Annotated in this window: 23 protein-coding genes and 1 pseudogene; 10 read left to right on the plus strand and 14 right to left on the minus strand. The window is 65.5% G+C overall.

Features of this window, described 5'->3' with window-relative positions; all coding sequences use genetic code 11:
* Positions 1–195: 195 nt before the first annotated feature.
* The 7 genes from ABIB99_RS26460 to ABIB99_RS26490 form a co-directional block, all read right to left on the minus strand.
* Positions 196–1,026 carry an ABC transporter permease gene (locus ABIB99_RS26460; protein WP_063981501.1) on the minus strand — a complete coding sequence of 277 codons (831 nt, stop codon included), beginning with the start codon at positions 1,024–1,026 and terminating at the stop codon, positions 196–198.
* The gene (locus tag ABIB99_RS26465; protein WP_354095473.1) at positions 1,023–2,285 is read right to left on the minus strand and encodes an ABC transporter permease; all 1,263 of its coding nucleotides are present in this window, start codon (positions 2,283–2,285) and stop codon (positions 1,023–1,025) included. Before ABIB99_RS26465 ends, ABIB99_RS26460 begins: the two co-directional genes overlap by 4 nt.
* 22 nt (positions 2,286–2,307) lie before the next feature.
* A complete protein-coding gene (locus ABIB99_RS26470) occupies positions 2,308–3,366 on the minus strand; it encodes an ABC transporter substrate-binding protein (RefSeq protein WP_063981502.1) in 1,059 nt (352 codons plus the stop codon).
* A 56-nt stretch (positions 3,367–3,422) separates the two neighbouring features.
* Positions 3,423–4,547, minus strand: coding sequence for an ABC transporter ATP-binding protein (locus ABIB99_RS26475; protein WP_063981503.1), 1,125 nt, complete (start codon positions 4,545–4,547; stop codon positions 3,423–3,425).
* 129 nt (positions 4,548–4,676) lie between these two features.
* Positions 4,677–6,233, minus strand: coding sequence for a DUF4403 family protein (locus tag ABIB99_RS26480; protein WP_354178147.1), 1,557 nt, complete (start codon positions 6,231–6,233; stop codon positions 4,677–4,679).
* Positions 6,234–6,371: 138 nt separating this feature from the next.
* A complete protein-coding gene (locus ABIB99_RS26485) occupies positions 6,372–7,010 on the minus strand; it encodes a Vgb family protein (protein WP_063981505.1) in 639 nt (212 codons plus the stop codon).
* Between the two features lie 28 nt (positions 7,011–7,038).
* Entirely contained in the window at positions 7,039–8,259 is a 1,221-nt protein-coding gene (locus tag ABIB99_RS26490; RefSeq protein ID WP_063981506.1) for a winged helix-turn-helix domain-containing protein, read from the minus strand.
* 150 nt (positions 8,260–8,409) lie between these two features.
* On the opposite strand from ABIB99_RS26490, the gene ABIB99_RS26495 reads away from it, so the two are divergent.
* Together ABIB99_RS26495 and ABIB99_RS26500 are read left to right on the plus strand one after the other, a co-directional pair.
* Entirely contained in the window at positions 8,410–9,204 is a 795-nt protein-coding gene (locus ABIB99_RS26495) for a DUF899 domain-containing protein (protein WP_063981507.1), read from the plus strand.
* Positions 9,197–9,466 (plus strand): hypothetical protein, encoded by a 270-nt coding sequence (locus tag ABIB99_RS26500; RefSeq protein ID WP_063981508.1) that lies wholly within the window; start codon positions 9,197–9,199, stop codon positions 9,464–9,466. The genes ABIB99_RS26495 and ABIB99_RS26500 overlap by 8 nt, the downstream gene beginning before the upstream one ends.
* Positions 9,467–9,606: 140 nt before the next feature.
* Here ABIB99_RS26500 and ABIB99_RS26505 read toward each other — a convergent pair whose 3' ends face one another.
* The 3 genes and pseudogenes from ABIB99_RS26505 to ABIB99_RS26515 form a co-directional block, all read right to left on the minus strand.
* Complete coding sequence (locus ABIB99_RS26505) at positions 9,607–9,939, minus strand: GIY-YIG nuclease family protein (protein WP_063981509.1); 333 nt, start codon at positions 9,937–9,939, stop codon at positions 9,607–9,609.
* Between the two features lie 206 nt (positions 9,940–10,145).
* Positions 10,146–10,568: a c-type cytochrome gene (locus ABIB99_RS26510; RefSeq protein ID WP_063986139.1), complete on the minus strand. Its 423-nt coding sequence runs from the start codon at positions 10,566–10,568 to the stop codon at positions 10,146–10,148.
* Between the two features lie 110 nt (positions 10,569–10,678).
* Positions 10,679–11,386, minus strand: a pseudogene (locus tag ABIB99_RS26515) (L,D-transpeptidase).
* A gap of 275 nt (positions 11,387–11,661) precedes the next feature.
* Here ABIB99_RS26515 and ABIB99_RS26520 point away from each other — a divergent pair.
* From ABIB99_RS26520 to ABIB99_RS26530, 3 genes are all read left to right on the plus strand, one after another.
* Positions 11,662–12,714 carry a glycosyltransferase family 4 protein gene (locus tag ABIB99_RS26520; protein ID WP_063981511.1) on the plus strand — a complete coding sequence of 351 codons (1,053 nt, stop codon included), beginning with the start codon at positions 11,662–11,664 and terminating at the stop codon, positions 12,712–12,714.
* A 35-nt stretch (positions 12,715–12,749) separates the two neighbouring features.
* Positions 12,750–13,439 carry a class I SAM-dependent methyltransferase gene (locus ABIB99_RS26525; protein WP_063981512.1) on the plus strand — a complete coding sequence of 230 codons (690 nt, stop codon included), beginning with the start codon at positions 12,750–12,752 and terminating at the stop codon, positions 13,437–13,439.
* Between the two features lie 238 nt (positions 13,440–13,677).
* Positions 13,678–14,337, plus strand: a complete 660-nt coding sequence (locus ABIB99_RS26530) for a hypothetical protein (protein ID WP_014492925.1) — start codon at positions 13,678–13,680, stop codon at positions 14,335–14,337.
* 376 nt (positions 14,338–14,713) lie between these two features.
* Here the strand turns inward: ABIB99_RS26530 and ABIB99_RS26535 are convergent, their stop codons facing one another.
* Positions 14,714–16,378, minus strand: coding sequence for an aminotransferase class III-fold pyridoxal phosphate-dependent enzyme (locus ABIB99_RS26535; RefSeq protein WP_063981513.1), 1,665 nt, complete (start codon positions 16,376–16,378; stop codon positions 14,714–14,716).
* A gap of 35 nt (positions 16,379–16,413) precedes the next feature.
* Here ABIB99_RS26535 and asd point away from each other — a divergent pair, with 35 nt between their 5' ends.
* Both asd and ABIB99_RS26545 read left to right on the plus strand, forming a co-directional pair.
* Positions 16,414–17,277, plus strand: a complete 864-nt coding sequence (gene asd / locus ABIB99_RS26540) for an archaetidylserine decarboxylase (protein WP_063981514.1) — start codon at positions 16,414–16,416, stop codon at positions 17,275–17,277.
* A 67-nt stretch (positions 17,278–17,344) separates the two neighbouring features.
* A complete protein-coding gene (locus ABIB99_RS26545) occupies positions 17,345–17,908 on the plus strand; it encodes an NUDIX hydrolase (RefSeq protein ID WP_063981515.1) in 564 nt (187 codons plus the stop codon).
* 303 nt (positions 17,909–18,211) lie between these two features.
* On the opposite strand, the gene ABIB99_RS26550 is transcribed toward ABIB99_RS26545, so the two are convergent.
* Both ABIB99_RS26550 and ABIB99_RS26555 read right to left on the minus strand, forming a co-directional pair.
* The gene (locus tag ABIB99_RS26550; RefSeq protein WP_354095489.1) at positions 18,212–19,675 is read right to left on the minus strand and encodes a FecR domain-containing protein; all 1,464 of its coding nucleotides are present in this window, start codon (positions 19,673–19,675) and stop codon (positions 18,212–18,214) included.
* A 418-nt stretch (positions 19,676–20,093) separates the two neighbouring features.
* Complete coding sequence (locus ABIB99_RS26555) at positions 20,094–20,834, minus strand: DUF2147 domain-containing protein (RefSeq protein WP_354178153.1); 741 nt, start codon at positions 20,832–20,834, stop codon at positions 20,094–20,096.
* 499 nt (positions 20,835–21,333) lie between these two features.
* On the opposite strand from ABIB99_RS26555, the gene ABIB99_RS26560 reads away from it, so the two are divergent.
* Complete coding sequence (locus tag ABIB99_RS26560) at positions 21,334–21,894, plus strand: DUF2147 domain-containing protein (RefSeq protein WP_354178155.1); 561 nt, start codon at positions 21,334–21,336, stop codon at positions 21,892–21,894.
* A 130-nt stretch (positions 21,895–22,024) separates the two neighbouring features.
* Entirely contained in the window at positions 22,025–22,357 is a 333-nt protein-coding gene (locus ABIB99_RS26565) for a hypothetical protein (RefSeq protein ID WP_354178157.1), read from the plus strand.
* Between the two features lie 72 nt (positions 22,358–22,429).
* On the opposite strand, the gene ABIB99_RS26570 is transcribed toward ABIB99_RS26565, so the two are convergent.
* Entirely contained in the window at positions 22,430–22,660 is a 231-nt protein-coding gene (locus tag ABIB99_RS26570) for a hypothetical protein (protein ID WP_354178159.1), read from the minus strand.
* 39 nt (positions 22,661–22,699) lie between these two features.
* Between ABIB99_RS26570 and ABIB99_RS26575 the strand changes: the two genes are divergently transcribed.
* Positions 22,700–23,905: an extensin-like domain-containing protein gene (locus tag ABIB99_RS26575; protein ID WP_354178161.1), complete on the plus strand. Its 1,206-nt coding sequence runs from the start codon at positions 22,700–22,702 to the stop codon at positions 23,903–23,905.

Genomic DNA, 23,905 nt, shown 5'->3' on the forward strand with positions numbered 1-23,905 from the left:
GCCCTAGGGAATCACAATTGACGAATTACGCAACAGGCCCCTTGTGGGAGAGAGTGGCTCGCCGCGTAGCGGCGAGACGGGCGAGGGGTCTCTCTCCGCACGTACCCATCTTGCATTCGTACTTGCGGAGGTAACCCCTCATCCGGCGCTTCGCGCCACCTTCTCCCACAAGGGGAGAAGGAAGAAAGACGCCTTTCAGGCGCTGCTGCCCTTGAGCCGTTCGTTGCGCCGGCGCAGGCCTTCCAAAGTCGCGAGGAGGATGACCGATACTGTCGTCAAGATCACCGCCGCCGCCGTAATGGTCGGACTGATGTTCTCGCGAATGCCGCTGAACATCTCGCGCGGCAGCGTGCGCTGCTCCGGGCCTGCCATGAACAGCACGATCACCACCTCATCGAAGCTGGTCGCGAAGGCGAACAGCGCACCCGACGCCAAGCCGGGCAGGATCAGCGGCAGGATCACGCGGCGGAACGCATAAAGCGGCGAGGCGCCGAGTGAGGCGGCGGCGCGTGCCAGATTGGTGTCGAAGCTTTGCAGCGTCGCGCCGACCGTGATCACCACAAAGGGCGTCGCCAGCGCGGTGTGGGCCAGGATCAAGCCGAGATAACTGCCGGTTAGTCCGATCGGCGCGAAGAAGAAATACAGGCCGACCGCGGTGATGACGCCGGGCACGACGACCGGCGACAGCACGAAAGCCAGCACGAGCGGTTTGAACCGGCTCTTCCACTGCGCCAGCCCCAGCGCAGCCAGCGTGCCAAGCACCATCGACAGCAGGGTCGAGGCGACGCCGATGATCATGCTGTTCTTCAGCGAATTCATCCAGCGCGGCGAATTGATGAAGTCGTCGTACCAGCGCAAGGAGAGGCCCGGCAGCGGATAGGTGAGGTACGAGCCCGAGCTGAAGGACAGCGGCATGATCGCAAGGATCGGCGCGATCAGGAAGATGAACACCAGCGTGGAGATGACGATGGTCGCGGTCCACGCGATACGCTGGCTGGGCGTGCGGAGGGAAGAATGATCGCTCAATTCTTCATTCCTCCCGTGACCTGCTGCCCCTGCACCAGCTTGCCGTAGACGAGAGCGAGCAAAAGAGTGGCCAGCAGCAGCACCGCTCCCAACGCCGAAGCAAGGCCCCAATTGGCCGTCTCGGTCGTGTAGAGCGCGATGAAGTAGCTGATCATCTGATCGGCGGCGCCGCCGACGAGGGCCGGTGTGATGTAGTAGCCGAGCGCCAGGATGAAGACGAGCAGGCTTCCCGCGCCGATGCCGGGCAGGGTCTGAGGCAGGTAGATCCGCAGGAAGGCAGTGGTCGGTGGCGCGCCGAGCGAGGCGGCGGCACGCATGTACGCAGGCGAGATCGCTTTCATGCTGCTATACAGCGGCAGGATCATGAACGGCAGGAGAACGTGGGTCATGGCCACGCAGACACCGAAGCGGTTGTAGATCAGCCGCAACGGCTCGTCGATGATGCCAAGCCAGTGCAGGCTGTCGTTCACGACGCCCTTGCTCTGCAACAAGACGATCCAGGCGCAGGTGCGGACCAGAAGCGACGTCCAGAACGGCAGCAGGACGAAGATCATCAGCAGGTTCGACCGGCCCGGCGGCAGCGTTGCCAGTAGGTAAGCGACCGGGAAGCCGAGGATCAGGCAGAGTACCGTGACGCTGAAGCTGATGAGGAAGGTGCGGGCGAAGACGTTGCGGTAGATCGCCTGGTCTGATGCGGCCGCGACGATCGCACCATCGACGTTCCGCGTCAGGTCGAGCGCCGCCAGCAGATAGAATCCGGTCACCGGGCCACCGGCATCCTTGATCGTCGTCCAGGTGGCCCGTTCGCGCCAGGCCGGGTTGATCTTGCCCAGTGTCTCCCTGGCGGTGCCGGGCTCCGGCTGCGCCTTCAGATTACGTGCCGTGCTGGTCAGGATCGTACGAAAACCGTTCAGGGCGTAATTGAGCCGCTTGGCCGCGATGGCGATGATGCCGGAAGCGCGCGCCGCCAGGATGTCGCTTGCCAGCGCTGCAAAGGCCTTTTCATCCGGCAGGTCCTTGCCTTCCCAGCTGGCGAGAGCAGCGATGGTTTGCGGCAGAACCTGACGCACCTCGCGGTCATCGACCGCGCGCCACAGCATGCCGGCGATCGGGCCTGCGAAGGTGAAGAGCAGGAAGACGAGAAGCGGCAGCACCAGCGCCAATGCCTTGACCTGACGTGTCCGCTCCGCACGCCGCAATCGGCGCTTGAGCGGCACCTCGGTCGACGCATTGGCGCCGGTCAGGAGCGAGGCCGTCATTGGTCGAGCCTGGTGGGGCGCGCTATTTCGCGGCCCATTTGTTGAAGCGCTCGGTCAGGCGGTCGATGTTCTCGAGCCAGAAGCCAACGTTGATCTCGACCGCGTTCTTGATGTTGTCAGGCGCTGTCGGCAGGTCCTTGAGAACGGCGGGCGCGAGGAGGGCGGCTGCGTCCTTGTTCGAGGTGCCATAGGCGATGTTCTGCGACAGCTTTGACTGGTTCTCCGCCTTGCCCGCGAAGTCCAGGAACTTGTAGGCCGCGTCCTTGTTCGGGCTGCCCTTCAGGATGACCCAGCTGTCGAGGGTGAAGAGCGCTCCGTCCCATACGATGCCAAAATTCTTCTTGTCGTTCTTGTTCGCGGTGTCGATGCGGCCATTGTAGACCGAGGTCATCGCCACCTCGCCGGAGGCGAGCAATTGCGGCGGCTGGGCGCCGGCCTTCCACCAGACGATGTCGCCCTTGATGGTGTCCAGCTTCTTGAACGCGCGCTCGACGCCCTCGTCGGTCGCCAGCACCTTGTAGACGTCCTTCGGTGCGACGCCGTCGGCCATGAGGGCGATCTCCAGCGTGGTCTTCGGGCCCTGACGCAAGGCGCGCTTGCCCGGAATCTTTTTGGTGTCGAAGAAGTCGGCCCAGCCGTTGGGGGCGTCCTTCAGCTTGTCCTTGTCGTAGCCGAGAACGAAATCGTAGAGGATGGCGCCGACGCCGCAGGGATTGACCGACGGCGGTATATAGGCGGCCTCGCCGCCGATTTTGGAATAATCCATCTTCTCGAACAGGCCTTCCTCGCAGCCGACCGCGAGTTCGTCGCTCTCGACCTGGACGAGGTCCCAGGTGGCGGCACCACCCTGCACCTTGGCGCGCAGCACGCCGACGCCGCCGTCCCAGGACTCGTCGTTCATCGCGACGCCGGCTGCTTTCTTGAACGGCTCGAAATAGACCCTCTTCTGGGCATCCTGATAGGCGCCGCCCCACGACACGACGGTGAGGTCACGCGCCTGCGCGACCGTGGCCAGCGCGGCGCTGGCGCTGAACGCCACGGCGAACCCCAGAGCAATCTTGCCAGTCTTGCGCTTCAGCATGGTCCTTGTTCCTTCTTCATCTGCGTTGCGTTGAGGTTGATCGATGCCGGTCCGGATCAGACGGGATCGAGGGCCAGGCAGTCCTCGGGACGGAAGGTGATGAATACGCTTTCACCAGATCTTAGACTGCCATGTCTCAATCCGTCATGCGTCCCCGGCTGAAGCTTGACCATGAACTCCCCGTTGCCGGCGACATCGAGCACGGCCAGTGCGTGGTCGCCGAGATAGATGGTGTTCTGCACCTTCGCCGGCAGCCGGTTCGGTCCCTCGCTGGAGGTGCCGTCCGGGATGATGGCGATCCGCTCCGGCCGCACCGACAGGGAGGTCGACGCGCCCGCGCCGGATACATTGACCGCCCGTGCGGTCACGGCGCCGCCACCAGCCAGCGTGACGCGGCAATAGTCCTTCTCGATCGTCTCGACGGTGCCGGACAGCACGTTGTTCTCACCGATGAAGTGAGCGACGAAGCTGTTCACCGGATGCTCGTACAGCGCGTCGGGCCGGTCGATCTGCTGCACGATGCCGTCGTTGAACACGGCGATGCGATCCGACATGGTGAGCGCTTCGCTCTGATCGTGGGTGACGTAGACGACGGTGATGCCCATCGTCTCGTGCAGCTGCTTGATTTCCAGTTGCATCTGCTCCCGCAGGCGCTTGTCGAGGGCGCCCAGGGGCTCGTCCATCAGCACGAGCTGCGGATTGAAAACCAGCGCGCGGGCCAGCGCCACGCGCTGCTGCTGACCGCCGGACAGCTGCCCGGGCCGCCGGTGCGCCAGGGTTTCCATCTTGATCATGCGCAACGCCGCGTTGACGCGTTCCTGCGCCTCGGCCTTGGCCGTGTTGCGAACGGATAGCGGGAAGGCGATATTCTCCGCGATCGTCAGGTGCGGGAACAAGGCATAGTTCTGGAACACCATGCCGATGTCGCGCTTATGCGGCGGCACGTTCTTGATCGGCCGTTCGGCGAGGTAGATTTCGCCATGGGTTGGAACCTCGAAGCCGGCCAGCATCATCAGCGTGGTCGTCTTGCCCGAGCCCGACGGACCGAGCAGGGTGACGAACTCGCCCTTCCTGATTTCGAGATCGAGGTTCTTCACCACGAGGTGCTCGCCATCGTAGGTCTTCTGAATGCCGGAAAAGCGCACCAGCGCCGGCGCAGGCGTGACCATGCCGGCTTCCATGTTGTCCTCGCGTTGTCCCCTGCAGTGCTGTCAGCACCTCGTTCGAGGTTGCGAGAAACAGCTTAGCATCCTCCGACGAGAATGCCAGCGGCGCAAGCGACGCGCGCGGGTCCGGCGAGTGAAGACGCGCTACATCCCCGACAGCTTCGTCACGTAGACGTTCAGCGAGCCGCCGGCTTCGGCGACGATGCGCAGCGTCTTGGAATCGAAGGCGATGTCGGCGAGGGTCAGGCTGTCGATCTTGGCGTCGACCTTGAGGCCATCCTCGCTCTTCTGGTAGTCGGCGATCGCGGCCGCGATCTTCTCGCGCGCATTGGCGGCGATCGGCTTCAGATCGAGCGTCGCCTTCTGCACCAAGGCCTGCTGCATCTGCGGCACCACCGCGCGTGCGGCCGCGCCGAGCAGGCCGAAGGCGGCCTCGGATTCCACCGCGAGCTGGATGTCGGCGAGCCGCAGCGTCTGCTGCGCCTGGTCGAGCATCGGCCGGCCCCAGATGTGCACGGTCGCTTCGGCGCCGAGACCGAGCCAGCTCTTCTTCTCCTTGGCACGCACCAGCAGCGAGATCAGGAGACGATCGCCTGACGGCACCACGTTGACGCCTTTCACGGTGACGTCGACCGGGCCGGAGCCGTCCTCGGGATAGGTGTGGCCGACCATCTGCGCCGCGATCAGCTTGTTGATCTCGGTGAAGGGCACGTCGATCGGCACGCCGATGTTCACGCCGGTGCCGGTCGGCGGCACGATCGAGATCTTGTCGGGGAAGGGACAGTCCGGCTTGGTCGACGTCGAGGTCACGCGCGTCTCGAGCTCAAGGCCGAGCAGCAGCGTCACGTTCTGCGCGTCGACGCGCGGCTGCGCCGCGATGGCACGGGTCGGTTTCATCTCGAGCCAGAGCGGCGGCAGCGAGGCCGAGGAGCCCGAGCCCTGCAGCGGGATCGAGCGGCAGGCCTTGGCCCATTGCAGCTTCGCATTCTCGCGCAGCGAGGGATCGTTGCGGATGCGCTCGGAGACGATGTTGATCTGCTCGCCGACATTCTTGTCGATCAGCGGCTTCACCTGCGCCGGCACGTTGACCTTGGCGCCGGAGACGTTGAGGTTGGTGTCGCCGAGATTGACCTGGGCGCCGAGATTTGGCTCGAGATGCCAATTGGCCGCGAGCTTCGGGCGCGAGGTGACGACCACGTTGCCCTTGATCTCGGCGCTGGCGTTCAAATTCTTGATGTTGACCGCGCCGATCCGTTTCGCTGCGTCGCCGCCGAGCACGCTGCCGAGCGCGCCGGTGGCTTTCGACGACAGCGAGCCCGTCACGTTCAGCTTGCCATTGAGCGGCGTCGAGATCGTCAGCACGTCCTTGTCGCCGGCAGCCGCCATCGGCCCGCGCACGGCGGACCAGCCGATGTCGGCATTCTCCAGGATCTGCGAGATTGGATTATCGGCCTTGCCGGCGAAATTGCGCGGCGCGGCTTTCTCGGCCTGTTCGCGGATCGCCGATATCGCGATCGCCACCGGCGCCACCACGATCGAACTCTTCGCGACCGGCGGCAGCGGCGGCAATTGCGCGACCGGCGGCGCAGTCGTCGCCGCGCGCGGCGACAGCCAGTCCATCGCCTTCAGGCTGACGAAAAACGACGCCGCGAGCACCGCCACGGCGATCAGGACAGTCTTCAAGTTCAGCGTCAGTCGCATCAATCCCCCAAGCCACCCAGGGTCGGAAGTCTACAGGGCAGGCGAGGGGGGCGCTAGAGCGCACCGGTGGGGTGGAATTGGGGCGAACAGATTAACGGTTGCGGCAGCATCGGTGCCGCGCATCCGTCATCGCGCACCTTAGCTGCGCCGCGGGCGGCGAACCGCCCTCACATTGCCGCGATCGCCACCGCCGCAGAAGAAGCGGTCGCCGCCGTCGGACTCCAATCCTGACACCATCGTCCCGGCGGGCAGGTCGAGCTGCTCCAGCACCTTGCCGGTCTCGGGATCGATCCGCCGCAAATCGCTTTCCTCGCCCTCCCAGGTGCCATGCCAGAGCTCGCCGTCGACCCAGGTGACGCCGGTCACGAAGCGCTTGCTTTCGATGGTGCGGAGGATCTTTCCCGTCTCCGGATCGACCTGATGGATCTTGCGCTCGCGATACTGACCGACCCACAGCGAGCCCTCCGCCCAGGCCAATCCGGAATCGCCGCCGCCGCCCGGGGCCGGAATCGTGCTGATCACCTTGCCGGTGGCGGCGTCGATCTTCTGGATGCGATCCTCGGCGATCTGGAACAGGTGCCGGCCGTCGAACGCCGTCCCCGCATGCGCGGCGACATCGATGCAGCGTGCGATCTTGCCGTTGGCCGGATCGACCGCATTCAGCTTGTCGCCGGATGCGAACCAGACATGGGTGCCGTCGTAGGTGACGCCATGCACGGCCTCGACACCCGCAAAAGGTCCGTACTCCCTGACGATCTCGGCGGCGGAACGCTTCATGTGCTTGATCCCTCTGATGTGATCCAACTTACGCCTTCAGGAGCGGTCCGGGGAGTAACAAGCCTGTCGGGAAACCCGGGACGGGCGGGGTCATCCAGCGCCGTGCCCGGCCGTGTCCGAACGATTGCACCTTGTTCGACCGCGCCAGCTCTTCGAGGGCCCGCTGCACGGTGCGGGCGCTCGTCCCCAGCGCCAGCGCGAGCGCCGAGCTTGACCAGGGCTCGCCGTCGGAGAGGACGGCGAGCACCGCGGCGTGCTTCTCCTCGACGGGACGTGCCAGCACGAGGACGTCGCGCGTCTTGCGCGGCGCCAGCACAAAACCCTGCTTCGTCGCGCTGATGTCGGCCAGCGGCTTGAGCTGGGTGCGGAGCCGCCCGATCTCCACGCGCAACCGCGCGCGATGCGATTCGTCGGCGTGCTTCGCCCGGAACGCGCCTGATATCAGCGCCTCTCGCGAGACATCGGCGGGCCATGCCTGCGCCAGGAGGCGGGCGAGCGCGAACAGCACCGGGCGCGTTCCGAGCGATACGACGCGGCCTTGCCTGCGCAGGGCATGATGAAAGGTGTCCACGACGAGCGCCGTCGAGGTCGCCAGTCTCTCGACCTCCCCGAGCAACAACGGATGCTCGCTGCCGCGCGCGATCAGGCGCGCCGCCGGCGTGTCGAGGATCAGGTTCGCGTTGTCGACCTCGGCCACGAGCGCCGGGATCTTCGCCTGCCGCGCTGCGTGAGCCGCGCGGTTGAGCGCCGCGCGCGCATCTTTCGCTCTCAGTCGTCTGATGGCGATGCCGGCGACCACGAGCTCGCGGACGACCTGAGAGGCAGGCGGGAGCGGGGAGGGGCTGAGCTCGGCCAGCGTGCGCTCGGCTTCGTCGAGCTGCCCGACGAGGAGGAGGCGGCGCGCCTCGATGTGGCCTGCATGAGCTGCATTGGCGAGATCGCCGTGCTGTTCGAGCGTCGCGCGGGCCGCTGCGAGCGTTTTCACCGGCCAGCTCAGGTCGCGCGAGACGAGCGCGATCTCGGCTTCGGCCACCACGCATCTTGCGCGCGCCACCGCCTCTCTCGGACCGAACGCGCGCGCAGCGCTCCGCAGCAGCGTCTTCGCCTTCGCGAGATCGCCGAGCTGCGCCATCGCGATGCCGCGTAGCGCCAGCGACGGTGCATCGTTGCGCAGCGCAACGCGGTTCAGCGCGCCGAGCGGATCGCCGGCCTCAAGCGCGCGCGCGGCGGCCGTGATCAGCGAGTCCATTCAAATCCCGCCACACTTGTTACTCCCACCGCGCAACCGCTTGGTGCCAGAAATCGTTGACGACCGACAATGTGCGGTGAGGGTCGAGCGGTTCCGCGTCCGTCGTAGCGCGACGCGGAATGACCGCCCGGGCAAGAGGAATGGAGAGCCATGATGACATCAGCAGACAACGCAGGAACTAACGGACAGGCCGCCATGCAAACACCGCCGGTGGTGTCGCCGCAGGACTGGGAGGCCGCCCGTCAGCAACTGCTCGTGAAGGAAAAGGCGCATACCCGTACCCGCGACGCCCTCGCCGCCGAGCGCCGGCGCATGCCGTGGATGGAAGTCACCAAAACCTATGCGTTCGAGGGGCCCGGCGGCAAGATCAGTCTGGTGGATCTGTTCCAGGGCCGGCGGCAGCTGATCGTCTACCGGGCCTTCTTCGAGCCGGGCGTGCTCGGCTGGCCCGATCAAGCCTGCCGGGGCTGCTCCATGGTGGCCGACCAGGTCGCCCATGTCTCGCATCTGAACGCCCGCGACACCACGCTCGTGTTCGCCTCGCGCGCGCCCCAGGCCGACATCATCAGGCTGAAGCAGCGGATGGGCTGGACCATGCCCTGGGTCACCGTCACCGACAGTTTCGACGCCGATTTCGGCGTCGACGAATGGCACGGCACCAACGTGTTCTACCGCGACGGCGACCGCATCTTCCGCACCTACTTCATCAAGAGCCGCGGCGACGAGCAGATGGGCGGCACCTGGAACTATCTCGACATCACGCCGCTCGGCCGCCAGGAGGTCTGGGAGGACTCGCCAAAGGGCTATCCGCAGACGCCGACCTACAAATGGTGGAACTGGCACGACAGCTACGCGGAAGGCGCTGCGCCCGACAAGAAATGGGTCGAGATCTCGACGGCCGGCGAGAAGGCCTTTCGCGACGAGGCCGCGGAAGGCCGTGACTAGTCCCGCCAACGTGGCCACCGGCGCGAGCCGCGATGGCGTGGTGGCCGCACGCCACCTCGCCAGATGGCTGGCTCTGGCGGCGACGCCGACCTTCGCGATCATGGCCGTGCTGACGGCCGTGCTCGGCGGCCCGGCGGACATGCTGTGTGCCGCCGGGTACGGCTCCGTGCTGAGTGGGATGGTGCCGATGTATCTGCTGATGAGCGCGTTTCATTCAGCGGCATGGCTGAGGCTGATCGCGGAGCGGCGGCGGGCGCGGTAAGCGGTAAGCGGCTTCCGCCGGTGTGAACGCCTCGTCCTTCGAGACGCGCGCAAGAGCGCGCTCCTCAGGATGAGGCTAACTAGCGCTTCGTAGGTTAGTGCAGGTCCTTCGAGGAAAACCTCGAGCCGCGCACTCCGCCCTCATCCTGAGGAGCCCGCCGCGGGTGGGCGTCTCGAAGGATGATGAGATCCGCGCTTTGCCAATTCATGCAGCTCGGCAAAATCTCCGCGCATGAAGGCTTCCTTCTTGGCGCGGCTCCATTTCTTGAGCTTGCGCTCGCATTCGATCGCGTCGGTAATCCGGTCGAACCATTGCGAGAAGACCAGGGTCACGGGCCTGCGTGACTTCGTATAGCCGCCGAACGTGCCAGCGTTGTGCTGCGCGATTCTGAGCTCAAGCTCGGTGCGCGTCGTGCCGATGTAATAGCTGCCGTCGACGCATCTGAGAATGTAGAGGTACGCGCCTTCTGTCATCGTGCCCGCCCCATCCTTCGAGACGACCGCTTCGCGGTCTCCTCAGGATGAGGCTAACTGGCATCCATGACGTGGTGCAAGCACTGTGGACAGATTTGCGGCCACGCACTCCGCCCTCATCCTGAGGAGCCCGCCGGAGGCGGGCGTCTCGAAGGATGCGCCGCAATCGCATCGCAAACCAAAATGCAGCGGTGCACCGTGGCCCGCTACTGTGAACCCGATGTCGCCTGCAGATACGCAACCACCCTGGCCGCGTCCTCCGCGGAGACGCCGCCATAGGGCTGCATCTTGTTGCCGGACACGACCTCATCCGGCTTGACCATGAAGCGGGTCAGCTTGTCCCGGTCCCAGACGAAGCCGGCGTCCTTCATCGACGGAGAGTAGTTGTAGTCCGGCAGCGAGCCGGCCTTGCGTCCCACGATCTTGCTGAGATTGGGACCGAGGCGATTGTCGCCATCCTTCACCGAGTGGCAGGTGCGACAGGAATTGTTGAAAGCCTGCTGGGCCGCCTCGTCGTTCGCCGGCTGCTGGGCGAGCGAAGGGGGCGCTGACAGGAGCAGCGTCAATGCGCCGGCACCAACGATCGAGCGCAGCCATGGACCTGGCGACCTTTGCAGGCGTGATCGCATCCGCGCCTCCGAACAGTGCTTCTCCAGGCGAGGCCGCCCGGAGAGCATGATGCAAACGAAAACGGCCCCGGTGGGTTCCGGGGCCGTTTGCGTCACAATGTCCTGTCGCGTTAGCGCGTTGCGGCGCCGAGATCCGCGCGGCGTTCCGTCATCGGCAGCACGATCACCTTGGTGCCGACGTTGACGCGGGAGTAGAGGTCGGTGACGTCGTCGTTGGTCAGGCGGATGCAGCCGGACGAGACGTGCTTGCCGATCGTGTCGGGGGCGTTAGTGCCGTGGATGCGGTAGATGGTGCCGCCGAGATACATGGCGCGCGCGCCGAGCGGGTTGCCGGGGCCGCCGGCCATGTGGCGCGGCAATTAGGGCTGGCGGGCGATCATTTCCGGCGGCGGGGTCCAATCCGGCCACTCGGCCTTCTTGGTCACCGACTGTACGCCGGACCAGGTGAAGCCGTCGCGGCCGACGCCGATGCCGTAGCGAACGGCCTGGCCGTTGCCGAGCACGTAATAGAGATAGGTGTTGGGCGTATCGATGATGATGGTGCCCGGCGCCTCACGCGTCGCATAGGAGACGGTCTGGCGGCGGAAGCGCGCCGGCATCTCGACCGCATCCTGATCCTCGGACGGCGCGGCCTGGTAAGGCGTCGCCTGATAGGGCTGGTAAGGCTGCGGCGCGGCCATCGGCGGCAGCGGCTGGAAGAAGGGGAAGAGCTGCACGGGCGCAGCCTTCACCGGACCGGCAAATGCGATTGCGGAGATCGCGACGGCGCTGAGCGCAACGGCGCACGAATACGTCTTGAACGTGTCCAGATTGATCATTGATCGCCCCTGTTTGATCGGTGTTTCTTGACCACCGCGGCACCGTTTCGGTGCTCCGTTGCCCAAATCACTAACGACAAAACGTTTCGGGAGCTTTGCGCGGAAAACCGAAAACGGTTTCATGGCGGAAAGGATTTGTTTCATGACGGTTTCGTGGCGGCGCGGACCCGTTAACCAACAAAACAGCGGGCCGACACTTCTGTGACGTCACACGCCTGAAATATCTGTGGTTGATGGTCCTAAGCCGAGAATCATCAAACTCTCGGGATTTCCCCATGCGGGTATTAATCGCGACTGACGCCTGGCATCCGCAGGTTAACGGTGTGGTCCGGACGCTGACCTCGCTGGCGAATGCGGCCAAGGCGCTCGACGTCGAGATCGACTTCCTCACCCCGGACGGCTTTCGGTCCTGGCCGCTACCGACCTATCCGGGCCTGCGCATCGCGCTGCCGAGCGGCAAGGAGATCGCGCGGCGGATCGAGAAGGCCGCGCCGGAAGCGCTGCACATCGCGACCGAGGGGCCGATCGGCTGGGCCGCGCGCGCTTATTGCCGCCGCAACCGCCTTGCCTTCACCACCTCCTACACGACGCGCTTTCCCGAATACATCTCGGTGCGGACCGGTATCCCTGATGCCGTCGGCTATGCCGTGCTGCGCCACTTCCACGATGCCGCCGCGATGACCATGGTGGCGACGCCTTCGCTGCGGCAGGAGCTCTCCGAGCGCGGCTTCAAGCGGCTCGGCTTCTGGACGCGCGGCGTCAACACCGAGCTGTTTCATCCAGACAGCCCGGCCAAGCTCGATTTGCCGGGCCCGATCTTCATGACCATGGGCCGCGTCGCGGTGGAGAAGAACCTCGAAGCGTTCCTCTCGCTCGACATGCCCGGCACCAAGGTCGTCGTCGGCGACGGCCCGCAGAAGGCGGCGCTCGAAAAGAAATATCCGGATGCCGTCTTCCTCGGCGAGAAGAAGGGCGCGGATCTGACCGCGCATCTCGCCGCCGCCGATGTCTTCGTCTTCCCGAGCCTGACCGACACGTTCGGTGTGGTGCAACTCGAGGCGCTCGCCTGCGGCACGCCGGTGGCGGCGTTTCCGGTGACGGGCCCCAAGGACGTCATCGCCGATCATCCGATCGGCGCGATCGACCATGATCTGCGTACCGCGTGCCTCCGCGCGCTCACCATGTCGCGCGAGACCTGCCGTAACTTCGCGCTGGAGCGTTCCTGGGAAAACAGCGCGCGGCAGTTCGTCGGAAACCTCACCTCACTTCAGCCCAGCCGCATCCTGCGCGCCTCGCCGGTCATGGCGCGGCGGCCGGTGCGCGGCTGATCTGCAACGTTTGACCCACAGCGAGAACCTCATCGATGGCTAAGATCATGAACCTTGACGGCACCCAGCAGCTCGACCTCACCCGTGGCACGGTTGAGCAGGCCTATGACCGCTGGGCGCCCGTCTACGATCTCGTGTTCGGCGGCGTGTTCGCCAAGGGCCGGCAGGCCGCGATCGCGGCCACCAACAAGATCGGGGGCCGTGTGCTCGAGGTCGGCGTCGGCACCGGCATCTCGCTGCCGCTCTACGCGCCGCATCTGCGCATCTTCGGCACCGACATTTCGGAAGCGATGCTCGACAAGGCGCGCCAGCGCGTCACCGAGGGCAATCTGAAGAATGTCGAGGGCCTCGCGGTGATGGACGCCGAGAAGCTCGAATTCCCCGACAATTCCTTCGACGTCGTGATGGCGCAATATGTCGTCACCGCCGTGCCGAACCCGGAAGTGGCGCTCGACGAATTCGCCCGCGTGCTGCGCCCGGGCGGCGAGCTGATCATCCTCACCCGCGTCAGCGCCGATACCGGCATGCGCCGCTTCATCGAGCAGAAGCTCCAGCCGGTGGTGCGTCCGCTCGGCTTCCGCACCGCCGAGTTCGCCTGGTCGCGTTATGCGAAGTGGCTCTCCGGTGCCAAGGGCATCGAGCTCGCCGAGCGCCGCCTGATTCCGCCGCTCGGCCATTTCTCGCTGGTGCGCTTCCGCAAGGTCGACGTCGCCAAGGCAGCCTGACCGTCACTCCTTATGGTGAGGAGGCGCGTAAGCGCCGTCTCGAACCATGAAGGCCCGTGCTGATGCAGCTCGGCCTTCATCCTTCGAGACGCGCGTTCCGCGCTCCTCAGGATGAGGGGAGAGAGTAACACGTGCGTCATCGCGCCGCTGCACATCGTCACATGACAAAATGATGATGTCACACGGCCTACATCGAATCCCTGTAAATCCTGAACCCGAAAGCATTTTGGGGGAGAGCATGATCAAGAATTATCTCGAGCAGCTGCGGATCCAGCGCTGGGACGACCATCGCTACTATCACCACAGCCGCATCAATCAGAGCCTGCACTTCGTCAGCGCGCTGAGCTTTCTCTTCGCCTATGTCTGGCTGTTCGTCGATCCCATGATCTCGGCGCTGGTCGGCTGGCTGGTGTCGATGACCTCGCGCCAGGCCGGTCACTTCTTCTTCGAGCCGCACGATTACGACCACATCAACCAGGCGACGCACGAGTACAAGGAAGACATCAAGGTCGGCTACAACCTTCAGCGCAAAGTGGTGCTGATGGCGATCTGGGCGCTGTCGCCGCTGGTGCTGGTTGTCGATCCGACGCTGTTCGGCCTGTTCACGCCCTGGGCGAGCGCGACCGATTTCATGCGGCAGGTCGCCAAGATCTGGCTGGTGATCGGCGGCGGCGGTCTGTTGTTCCGCACCGTGCACCTGTTCTTCATCCGCGATGTCGAGACCGGCCTAGTCTGGATGACCAAGATCCTGACCGATCCCTTCCACGACCTGATGCTCTATCGTAGCGCGCCGCTCGCCCTGATGCGCGGCGAGCTGATGGATCCCGGCCTGCACCTCAACCCCGAGCACACGCTGGGTTTGATCTCCGAGCCCACGCTCGAAGAGCAGCACGCCTGAGCGCGCTGTTCTCACACAACACTCCGATGTCTGATGGTTACGTCATGCCCGGCCTCGTGCCGGGCATCCACGTCTTGGGGATACCTTTAAAGTGACTCAGCGGAGCCCAGCGCTCTCTTCACCTCGCCCCGCTTGCGGGGAGAGGTCGGATTTGCGCGTAGCGCAAAGCCGGGTGAGGGGGGCTCTCCGCGGGGGGGCTGCTAGTGGATCGTTGATCAACTCTCACCGCATGCGCGGAGACTCCCCCTCACCCCGACCCTCTCAGCGCGAGCGTAGCTCGTCGCGGCCCCGCATCCGCCTTCGCCAAGGCTTCGGCGGACAAGGGCGGGGCGAGGGAGAAGGGCGGGCGGTGATCGGGGTTAAGAGTGAGAAAGCCTCAGCGCCCGAAACGCTTGGCCAGCATCTCTTTCAAAATCTGCCGCTTGATATTCTTGTTGGTGAGCACGCCGTCGTGCCACCAGAAGCCGTCGGCTTTCATCTTCTCGGCGGCGCGAACGAACCGCTCGGCGACCTCGGTGAAATCGGCGTCGGTGTAGTTCAGGCTGAAGATCAGTCGGCCAGTGCCGACCCAGCTCAGCGACAGGCCTTCGGCGCGCAGATAGTATTGCAGCATCCAGTTGTAGCGGGACGGGGTGGTGTATTTCACCGTCCAGATCGACGAGAAGTTGGCGAACCGCACCGGCAGGTCGGCGTCGGTCATCATCTGGTTGAGCTTTTGCGCGCGGCCGTTCCAGGTAGCGTCCAGCCCATCATAGATGGCACGGAAGTTCGGGCTGGCGAGGCGGCTCAAGAACTCGTCCATCGCCGTCATGACGTAGGGGTGCGAGTTGAAGGTGCCGCGGGCGAAGCAGATATCGGCGGGACGATCGTCGCGGAAGCGGCGCATCAATTCCTTCTTGCCGCAGACGACGCCGACCGGCAGGCCGCCGGCAAGGCTCTTGCCGTAGGTCACCATGTCGGCCTTGACGCCAAAGTACTCCTGGGCGCCGCCGGCGGCGAGACGGAAGCCGACGAAGACCTCGTCGAAGATCAGCGCGATGCCGCGCTCGGTGCAGACTTCGCGCAGCTTCTTGAGCCACTCGGTATACGCCGCGCGGTCAAAGTTGCCGCCGCGGGAGGAATCGACCAGCGAGGAATCGCCGGGCGCGTTGCCGTTCGGATGCAGGCCCTGCAACGGATTGACCAGGACGCAGGCGATGTCCTTGCGCGTGCGCAGCACGTGCAGCGTCTTCTCGGACATCTCGGCGAGGGTGTAGGTCTCGTGCGCGGGAATGGGGTTGCCGACGCCGGGCTGCACGTCGCCCCACCAGCCGTGATAAGCGCCGGCGAAACGGACGAGATGGGTGCGCTTGGTGTGGTAGCGCGCCAGCCGCACCGCCTGCATCACGGCCTCGGTGCCGGACATGTGGAACGAGACCTCGTCGAGGCCCGAGATCTGGCAGAGCCGCTGCACGTTCTCGAGGATGACGGGGTGGTAGGGGCCGAGCACGGGTCCGAGTGCATGCGCGCGCTTCTCCGAGCCCTCGATGCACTCCTTGTAGAAGTCGTTGCCGAAGATGTTGACGCCGTAGGATCCGGTGAGGTCGTAGGAGGTGTTGCCGTCGACATCCGTGACGGTGACGCCGCTGGACGATTCCATGAAGGTCGAGGTGCCCAGATGCTCGCGGACGAGGCGCGAGAACTGGAACGGCACGCGGTAGGTTTCGGTGAAGTGCAGGTCGGAGATCTTTTCCGCCGCTTCCTTCGTCATCGCGCGGCCCTTGGGGTAGCGCTCGGCGTAAAGGCTGGCGAGGCGGAAGAAGGCGTCCTTGCGCTGCTGCACCACGTTATCAGGCGCGCCGTCGCAGCCGAAGTACTTGTCGCCCTCGAACTCGTAGAACGGGAGCAGCTTGGCCACCCGGCGCGACATCTTGGAGTGTCCGGCGAGCGACCGGTGCTTGGCGCGGGACAGTTCGATCCGCGCTTTGATCTTCGGGAAGGCGGCGGCAGCGGACGCTGCGGCGGCCACGGAAAATGAGAGAATCGGGAGTGTCGTTTCCATGACAACAAGCGCTAATACTGCGAGCTGACAGATTCATGACAGTCAAAGCCCTCATTGCCTCTTTCACCCAGCAGGAAGACCTCAACTTCCTGTTGACCAACCGCATCCCCCGCGCGGCCCTGACCCGCTTCATGGGCCGATTCTCCAAGATCGAGAACCCGCTCGTCAGGGACTTCTCGATCGCGCTGTGGAAGCTGTTTTCCGACCTCGATCTATCGGAGGCGCGCAAGACCCACTTTAGGAGTCTGCACGATTGTTTCACCCGGGAGCTCAAGCCGGGGCTGCGGCCCTTTGATCCCGACCCCTCCATTGTCGCCAGCCCCTCGGACGGCATCGTCGGCGCCCATGGCCGGATCGCCGACACCGAGCTGTTCCAGGTCAAGGGCGCGCCCTATTCGCTGCTCGACCTGCTCGGTGACTCCGCGCTCGTGGATCAGCACCGCAACGGAAGCTTCGTCACGCTGCGGTTGACCTCGAGCATGTATCACCGCTTCCATGCGCCCTATGATGCACATATCGAGCGCGTCACGCTGATCCATGGCGACGTCTGGAACGTCAACCCGATCGCGCTGAAGCGGGTCGAGCGTCTGTTCTGCAAGAACGAGCGCGCGGTGATCCGCACGCATTTGTCGACCGGCGAAGCCGTGACGCTGGTGCCGGTCGCCGCGATCCTGGTCGCGAGCATCCGCCTGCACTTCCTCGACATGGTGCTGAACGCGCAGACTCGCGGCCCGGTCAATTTCCCCTGCGACGTCAACGTGACCAAGGGCGAGGAACTCGGCTGGTTCGAGCACGGCTCCACCATCATCATCCTGGCGCCGGGTGATTTCAACTTCTGCGACGGCATCGGCGAGGGCACCCGCATTCGCGCAGGTCAAGCGCTGTTGAAGAAGAACTAGCCTTCAATCCGCCGCGTCGGCAGCCTATATCGTCGGCGGGCCGATTGGATCGACACGGAATGTTGTGATGGCGCGGGCGCCGGTGATGGCGGCGGGTGGTATTGTGCTGCGGCGTGGCGCACCGCCGCTGGTTGCGGTCGTGCGCCAGCGCAAGCGCAACGAATGGGTTTTGCCCAAGGGCAAGCTCGACGACGGCGAGACGCCGAAGGAAGCCGCGCACCGCGAGGTGCTGGAAGAGACCGGCCACGATGTGGCCATCCACGAATTCCTCGGCACGCTCGTCTACCAGTCGGGAGGGCGCTCCAAGGTCGTGCATTTCTGGCGCATGGAGGCCGAGGGCGGTCCCGTTCGCAAGCTGATGAACGACATCAAGGCGGTCGACTGGCTCACGCTGGAGGATGCGCTCGCGCGCCTGTCGCGTGAATATGAGCGCGCGTTCCTGGTGCAGGTCGGTCCGATCGCGCTCGCGGCGGCCGGGCTTGAGCCTACGCCGGTGCCCGAGCCGGCGCCAGCAACCGACGACATCGATGTAGCTTTGCAGACGCTGACGCCCGCCGAAGCCGCGTCAGTTGGCGAGCTGCCTCATGGGCTGTTGCAGAAGGTGAAGGCCTGGCTGCGGGGAGAGGCGTAAATTGTCTTCACGCTGCTCTGCTCGCGAGTTTGGAAACATCCGCGAGCTAGCAAGTTTGTGGGAGCCTTAGTTCCCTCCAAGTCGTCATTGCGAGTGCAGCGAAGCAATCCAGAGTCCCTCAGCGGAAAGATTCTGGATTGCTTCGCTTCGCTCGCAATGACGGAGGAGAGGGCCGCGCACTCGACGTCGGCCCTCATGGTGAGGAGCGCGCACCGCGCGCGTCTCGAACCATGCGGCCCGACTGTGGCCTCGCCCTTCGAGATGCTTGCTTCGCAAGCTCCTCAGGGTGAGGGGAGGCACCGTTCACCGCCGCTCTTTCTTCTCCTTCGGAGCGGGCGCCGGTCTGCGCGGTGCTGCGGGACGTTGCGCGGCGGGGAGGCGCTGCTGGAATCCGCCCTGGCGCTGGATGCCGCCTGGCTGCTGAGCCGCGGGCGGCTGGCCCGGCTGCAATCCGGTGCGCGGCGTTTGCGGCTGCGGCGCCGTGCCCGGCTGTGACGGCACGACTCCGCCGGGCTGCGCCGGGGTCTGTCCGTTTCGCTGTGGCTGCGTCTGCAACGCGCCGCCGGGCTGCGTGCCTTGTCCAGTACGCGGCGCACCTGCCGGCTGTCCCGCACCTTGCTGCTGACCTGGTTGCTGCTGGCCCTGCTGCTGCTGGCCTCGCTGCTGCTGACCCTGGCCCGCGCGCGGCGTACCCGGTTGCACGGCGCCGCCTTGTCCTTGCCGCTGCGGCGGCTGCGCGCCCTGGCGGCCCGGCGTGCCCGGCTGCTGCTGGCCCGGACGGTTGTTCTGGCCGGGCTGGCCGTTCGGCCGCTGCGGCTGCTGACCGGGTGCTGTCGTCGGCCGCAATTGCTGCTGCTGCGGTGGCTGGGTCGGCCGCGGAATGCGGCTGATTGCGGTCGGATTGGCACGGCGGAAGTCGCGCTGCTCGGTGACGATCTGCCGGCCCGTGGTCTGCGCCAGATGCACCTGGCTGACGAAGCCGCGGTCGCGCGTGATCTGCTGCGGAGCGATCGTGATCGGCACGGCGGCAAAGCGCATGCCGCCTGTGCCTCCGGCGCCCGGGCGGATCGCAAAACCGCTTGCGGCCTGCGTCAACGCGCCGAGTCGCGTGCCGCTGGTGCGATCGTTGACCTCGATGTGGCCGACCCGGCCGTCGGCGTCGGGATAGAGCTTGATGTTGACGTTATTCGCAGCACTGGCCGCCGCGCCTTCGGGAACGTCGACGACGCCGGTGGTGCCGCGGATGCCGAGCGTTGCGGTCGGCGTTGCGATCTTCATGTCGCCGGTCTTCGCCACGGCTGCCGCAACGAAGGCAACGGTGCCCTTGCCGATGTCGAAGATCGCCGAATTTTGCTTGCCGCCGTCCTCATAGACGTAATTGTCGATGGTGATCTTGGCGCTGGCGGAGAGGTTGAACGTGGTGGCGTCGTTGAAGGTGATGCCGAGCGAGGAGTTCGACGAGGTCTGCACGACGTCGTTGAGATAGATGTCGTCGCGCACGCGCAGCGGATACGAGTTCTTGTCGCGGACCACGGTTGCGATCCCCGTCACGGTCGCGACGTTGCCGATCGGCTCGACGGCAGCGGGTTGCGCGTCCGTGGCGGGCGCAGGTGAAGCCGACGGCGTCGGGGACGGGGTGGGATTTGGCTGCGCTTGGGGCTGGGCCTGCGCAAGCTCGATTGCATCGGATGCGAGCGCCACGCTCGCGCCGGCCAGCGGCAACGCCAGCAACGGAAGCGCGAAGACGAAGCGGCGCCAAGCCACCATTGATGTCACGAGGAAGTCCCGGTGAGAGCGCGAGGCGAGATCGGCCGATATCAGCCGGGGCTAGCTGAATGGCGGATGAACATGTGTCGCATGGACGGGGCGAACGTTCAAACGGCGCTCTCTCCCCTCATGGTGAGGAGCGCGCCCTTGCGCGCGTCTCGAACCATAGAGGCCCAGCTGTCGATCCGGGCCTCGCCCTTCGAGACGCCTGCTGCGCAGGCTCCTCAGGGTGAGGGGATAGAGTTTGTTCGCTTGTGGCGCAGTGTCTCTCGGATCGTCATGGCCGGACTTGTTCCGGCCATCCACGCCTTGACGCGCGGTACTGAGAACGTGGATGCCCGGGCCTTCGCCTCGCCGAAGCGGCTTCGGCCGCGCAGGCGGGACAAGCCCGGGCATGACGATCATTTGACCTCCGGTGTCAGCTCACGCGCTTCCAGGTCTGGCCGCCGCAGAACATGCCGCCGAAGGCGCAGCCCTGCACGCGCATCGCATTCGGGCCCTTCATCGCGATCATGGAGTCGTAGTTGCGGCCGGAGTCGGGATCGTGGATGCGGCCGCTCCACTTCGCGCCGTCGGGCTTCATGTTGATCAGGATGCGCTCGTTGGACTTCACGGCGTAACCGCAGAGATTGGCGCCGCACTGTTCGACGCGGACATTGCCCTTGTTCTCTTCGGTCGCCCAGACGCCGATCGGCGTATTGGCAGCCGGCGCCGGCGCGGCGACGGGAGCTGCGACGGGCGCGGTCTGCGCGGTGTTGTCGTAGCCGGCGGCCGGAGCGGCAGCCACCGTCGTGGCGGGAGGCGCGGGGGCGGCGACAGCTGGCGCGGCCGGCGCGGTCGCCTGCACCGGCGCCTGTTGCACGGGCTGCTGCTGCACCGGAGCCGGCGCCGGCTGCGCGGTCGTCGTGGACGGAGCCGGCGTGGTGTCGTCGCCGTCCTTGGAGCCGCCGAGGCCCTTGAGGTTGATGTTGTTCAGCTTGATCGGCTTGTCCGACAGGCCTGGTGCCACGATCGTCACGCAATCGAGCGAGGCGCAGTTGCGCGGCGTCTCGATGCGGATGTGCTGGCCTTCGATCTGGAACGCAATCGAGTTGCCGGCATGCGCGGCGGCGGTCGAAGCGAGGAAGAGCGCGGTGGCGGCGATGGTGAGCTTGTTCATGGCAACCTCTGAAAATTGTGCCGGTCTGAACTGGTGTCGCTGGTGGATGAAGCGTGGTTCGACCCTACGCCGGGCCTGTCCCGCCTTCTGTGATGGACGTCACAACGGTCCGCGCCAGCAAGGTGAGGCAGCGCACATTCAGCGGCGGATCATCCCGCGTAACCTCGTCGCGACACAGAGGGAGGCGCCGATGAAGCGGCTTGCGACATCGCTTGGCACATTGATCGCTTTGGCGGCGATGGCGTCGTCAGCCCAAGCCGGTTCCTACACCTTCTCGATCGGCGGCCACCGCTTTCATGTCGAGGCGCCGCGGCATTGCCGATCTGCTTCCTGTGTGTCGGTTTCATCCAATCGCAGGTTCCGGCCGACGAACGACGCCGACACGACACCTGCTCCGTCGCCCGCGGTCGCGCCGTCGCGACCGGCTTGTCCGGTGGCTCCGGTCAGGCCGGCGCAAGCGACCGCCGTCGTGGCACCGCCAATGCCGCCGGCCCCCGTCATGGCCGCGGCCACATCGCAGCCTGTCGTCCTGCCGTCGCCGCCAAGACTCGAGGCGCCGAGCCCCGATCCGCCGAGAGTTGAGCTGCCGCGCATGGATCCGCCGAAGACGGTCCTGGTCGATCCGCCGCGCGTGGAGGCGACAGCCGTCGCTCCGAGGCCCGAGATCGACGAGACTTCATCGATCGCCCAGCGCAGCGATGACGAGCCGGCTTATTCGCCGCTCGGCGAATGGGAGAGCGTAGGCGCCAAGGGCACGGTTCGCATCGAACGCTGCGGCGCCGCGCTGTGCGGCTATGCGTTGACCGAAGCCTCGAGCCGGGGCGAAAGCGTGCTCGTCAACATGAAGCCGAAAACGCACGATTCCTGGACCGGCAGCATCTACAGCCGTTCCAGCGGCAGCACCTATTATGGGACGATGACGCTGACGGCTTCCGGCAGGCTTCGCGTCGAAGCCTGCGCGCTCGGCCACTTCTGGTGCTCCGGCAACGACTGGACGCGCGTCGAGGAGCGGCAGCAGAAGGTGATCACGACATCACGGCAGTGGGGGGCAAGGTCGTAGCGTTTCTTCTACCCTCCCTTGGAGGGGGAGGGTGGCAGCTTGCCCCTGTCCAATTTGTAATCGTCCCGCACCGAACCTGCTTCTCGCTTGCACGCGACCGATGGCTGACGAGCATGCAAGGAGAGCCAACATGAAACGTCTCGGCCTCATCGCCGCGCTGCTGATCGGCAGCGTGATCCCAGCCCACGCCGACACCGACATCTGGAACAACATGCTGAAGCAGCAGCGCGGCGACGATGCGCTGCATGTCGACAGCGCGTTCTGCGACGCGCAACTCGGTGCGCCGCAGAACGGCACGGTGACCTCAGCGCAATACAAGCGCTGCATGCGCACGCGGGGCTGGCGCTTCAGTCATACGGTTCGCGAGAAGGACGACGGCTATCCCGATCCCGATAATCCCGGTCTGGTCTGTCACGACGTCAAGATCGGCGGCGTCACGGGATCGTCCTGCTCGAATTTCTGAGCACGGCAAAACGCACGGCGGCCGGATGATCCGGCGCCGCCGGGCAAGCCCGTGATGCGGTCGGTGATGTCTCTAGATCATGCCGAGCACGATGGCGCCGACAAAGGCCATGGCGAGGTACGCGGTGATAACGCTCAGTCTCCCGGCGAACGTCATAAGGTCGCTCCCGCTGTTGTCCCCCGTGCGAGCGGCGTCATGGTTAACAGAGAGTCTCTCTCCGAAAAAGTCAGCCTTGCTTCCGCTGCTACCGGGCGGCGCATGCGCGGGCGCGCCGGTATGGTTAAAGAACACTGAAATCAACACGTTGAAGAGTCTTTAAGTAAATTCACCGAACGTGCGTGCATGACGCGCGGAGTTCGTTTGTATCTCGTCGGCTCCATCGTCCTTGTTTCGCTTGCGGGTTGCGGACGCGGCTTTTTCCAGGCCGAACGCGAACCGTGGCGGGCCGAGGCCGAAGCCGCATGCCTGAAATCGGGCGCGGTGAAAGAGGGGCCGGATCTCGTCCGCATCGAGCCGATCTCGGGCCCCGGCATGTGCGGCGCCGAGTTCCCGTTGAAGGTCGCTGCCATCGGCGAAGCCTCGGGCAGCTATGGCTTTGCCGACGAGGAGCTGCGCCCGCCGGGGAATGTCGGCAGCCAGCCGCGATGGCCGGTGGCGCAGCCGCGATCGAACCCTCCGCAGAGCCAGAACTATCCCTCATCCTCCTATCCGCAGCGGTCGAACTATCCCGAGAGCGCGGTGCGCCAGCCCTCCGGCTATGGCAATTCGCCCGGCCCGATGTCGCTGAACGCGCCCGGCGTGGCACAGCAAGAGGACGAGATCGACCTGCCGCCCGAAGGCACCGATGCCGCGGGCGCGGCGCGCTACATGAATGCGCCGAGCTATCCGGCGCGGCCGGCGCCGTACTCGCAGGCGCCCGCGCAGCAACCTTTGCCGCGTCTTGGTCCGGCGCAGGGCAATCCCGTCATCGCCGTCGGCCCCGTCGCGATCAAGCCGACCGCGACGCTCGCCTGTCCGATCGTCTCCGAGCTCGATCGCTGGCTCGCCGACACCGTGCAGCCATCGGCGATGCGCTGGTTCGGTGCCCGCGTCGTCGAGATCAAGCAGATCTCTGCCTATTCTTGCCGCGGCATGAACGGCAACTCGCACGCCCACATTTCCGAGCACGCCTTCGGCAACGCGCTCGACATCGCCGCCTTCGTGCTCGCCGACGGCCGCCGCGTCACCGTGAAGGACGGCTGGCGCGGCATGCCGGAAGAGCAGGGGTTTTTGCGCGACGTGCAGTCGGGCGCGTGCGCGCATTTCACCACGGTGCTCGCGCCGGGCTCGAACGTCTATCACTACGATCATATCCATGTGGACCTGATGCGCCGCGCCAGCCGGCGCCTGATCTGCCAGCCCGCCGCCGTCTCCGGCGACGAGGTCGCCGGCCGCGCCCAGCAGCGCAACCCTTACGCCGGTCGGCGCGATCCCTACGTCACAGGCTCGCTCGGAACGCGCAAGAGCACGACGCGCAAGCAGGAAGAGGACGAGTACGCCGACGAGTAA

The sequence above is a fragment of the Bradyrhizobium sp. LA6.1 genome, from assembly GCF_040547805.1.
In the GTDB taxonomy this organism is placed as follows: Bacteria; Pseudomonadota; Alphaproteobacteria; order Rhizobiales; family Xanthobacteraceae; genus Bradyrhizobium; species Bradyrhizobium barranii.

What these genes read in the sequence shown, in the direction of transcription:
- ABIB99_RS26465 (WP_354095473.1), bottom strand. Translation starts at nt 2,285, where the DNA reads ATGACGGCCTCGCTCCTGACCGGCGCCAATGCGTCGACCGAGGTGCCG.
- ABIB99_RS26470 (WP_063981502.1), bottom strand. Translation starts at nt 3,366, where the DNA reads ATGCTGAAGCGCAAGACTGGCAAGATTGCTCTGGGGTTCGCCGTGGCG.
- ABIB99_RS26475 (WP_063981503.1), bottom strand. Translation starts at nt 4,547, where the DNA reads ATGGAAGCCGGCATGGTCACGCCTGCGCCGGCGCTGGTGCGCTTTTCC.
- ABIB99_RS26480 (WP_354178147.1), bottom strand. Translation starts at nt 6,233, where the DNA reads ATGCGACTGACGCTGAACTTGAAGACTGTCCTGATCGCCGTGGCGGTG.
- ABIB99_RS26485 (WP_063981505.1), bottom strand. Translation starts at nt 7,010, where the DNA reads ATGAAGCGTTCCGCCGCCGAGATCGTCAGGGAGTACGGACCTTTTGCG.
- ABIB99_RS26490 (WP_063981506.1), bottom strand. Translation starts at nt 8,259, where the DNA reads ATGGACTCGCTGATCACGGCCGCCGCGCGCGCGCTTGAGGCCGGCGAT.
- ABIB99_RS26495 (WP_063981507.1), top strand. Translation starts at nt 8,410, where the DNA reads ATGATGACATCAGCAGACAACGCAGGAACTAACGGACAGGCCGCCATG.
- ABIB99_RS26505 (WP_063981509.1), bottom strand. Translation starts at nt 9,939, where the DNA reads ATGACAGAAGGCGCGTACCTCTACATTCTCAGATGCGTCGACGGCAGC.
- ABIB99_RS26510 (WP_063986139.1), bottom strand. Translation starts at nt 10,568, where the DNA reads ATGCGATCACGCCTGCAAAGGTCGCCAGGTCCATGGCTGCGCTCGATC.
- ABIB99_RS26520 (WP_063981511.1), top strand. Translation starts at nt 11,662, where the DNA reads ATGCGGGTATTAATCGCGACTGACGCCTGGCATCCGCAGGTTAACGGT.
- ABIB99_RS26525 (WP_063981512.1), top strand. Translation starts at nt 12,750, where the DNA reads ATGGCTAAGATCATGAACCTTGACGGCACCCAGCAGCTCGACCTCACC.
- ABIB99_RS26530 (WP_014492925.1), top strand. Translation starts at nt 13,678, where the DNA reads ATGATCAAGAATTATCTCGAGCAGCTGCGGATCCAGCGCTGGGACGAC.
- ABIB99_RS26535 (WP_063981513.1), bottom strand. Translation starts at nt 16,378, where the DNA reads ATGGAAACGACACTCCCGATTCTCTCATTTTCCGTGGCCGCCGCAGCG.
- asd (WP_063981514.1), top strand. Translation starts at nt 16,414, where the DNA reads ATGACAGTCAAAGCCCTCATTGCCTCTTTCACCCAGCAGGAAGACCTC.
- ABIB99_RS26545 (WP_063981515.1), top strand. Translation starts at nt 17,345, where the DNA reads ATGGCGCGGGCGCCGGTGATGGCGGCGGGTGGTATTGTGCTGCGGCGT.
- ABIB99_RS26550 (WP_354095489.1), bottom strand. Translation starts at nt 19,675, where the DNA reads ATGGTGGCTTGGCGCCGCTTCGTCTTCGCGCTTCCGTTGCTGGCGTTG.
- ABIB99_RS26555 (WP_354178153.1), bottom strand. Translation starts at nt 20,834, where the DNA reads ATGAACAAGCTCACCATCGCCGCCACCGCGCTCTTCCTCGCTTCGACC.
- ABIB99_RS26560 (WP_354178155.1), top strand. Translation starts at nt 21,334, where the DNA reads ATGGCCGCGGCCACATCGCAGCCTGTCGTCCTGCCGTCGCCGCCAAGA.
- ABIB99_RS26565 (WP_354178157.1), top strand. Translation starts at nt 22,025, where the DNA reads ATGAAACGTCTCGGCCTCATCGCCGCGCTGCTGATCGGCAGCGTGATC.
- ABIB99_RS26575 (WP_354178161.1), top strand. Translation starts at nt 22,700, where the DNA reads ATGACGCGCGGAGTTCGTTTGTATCTCGTCGGCTCCATCGTCCTTGTT.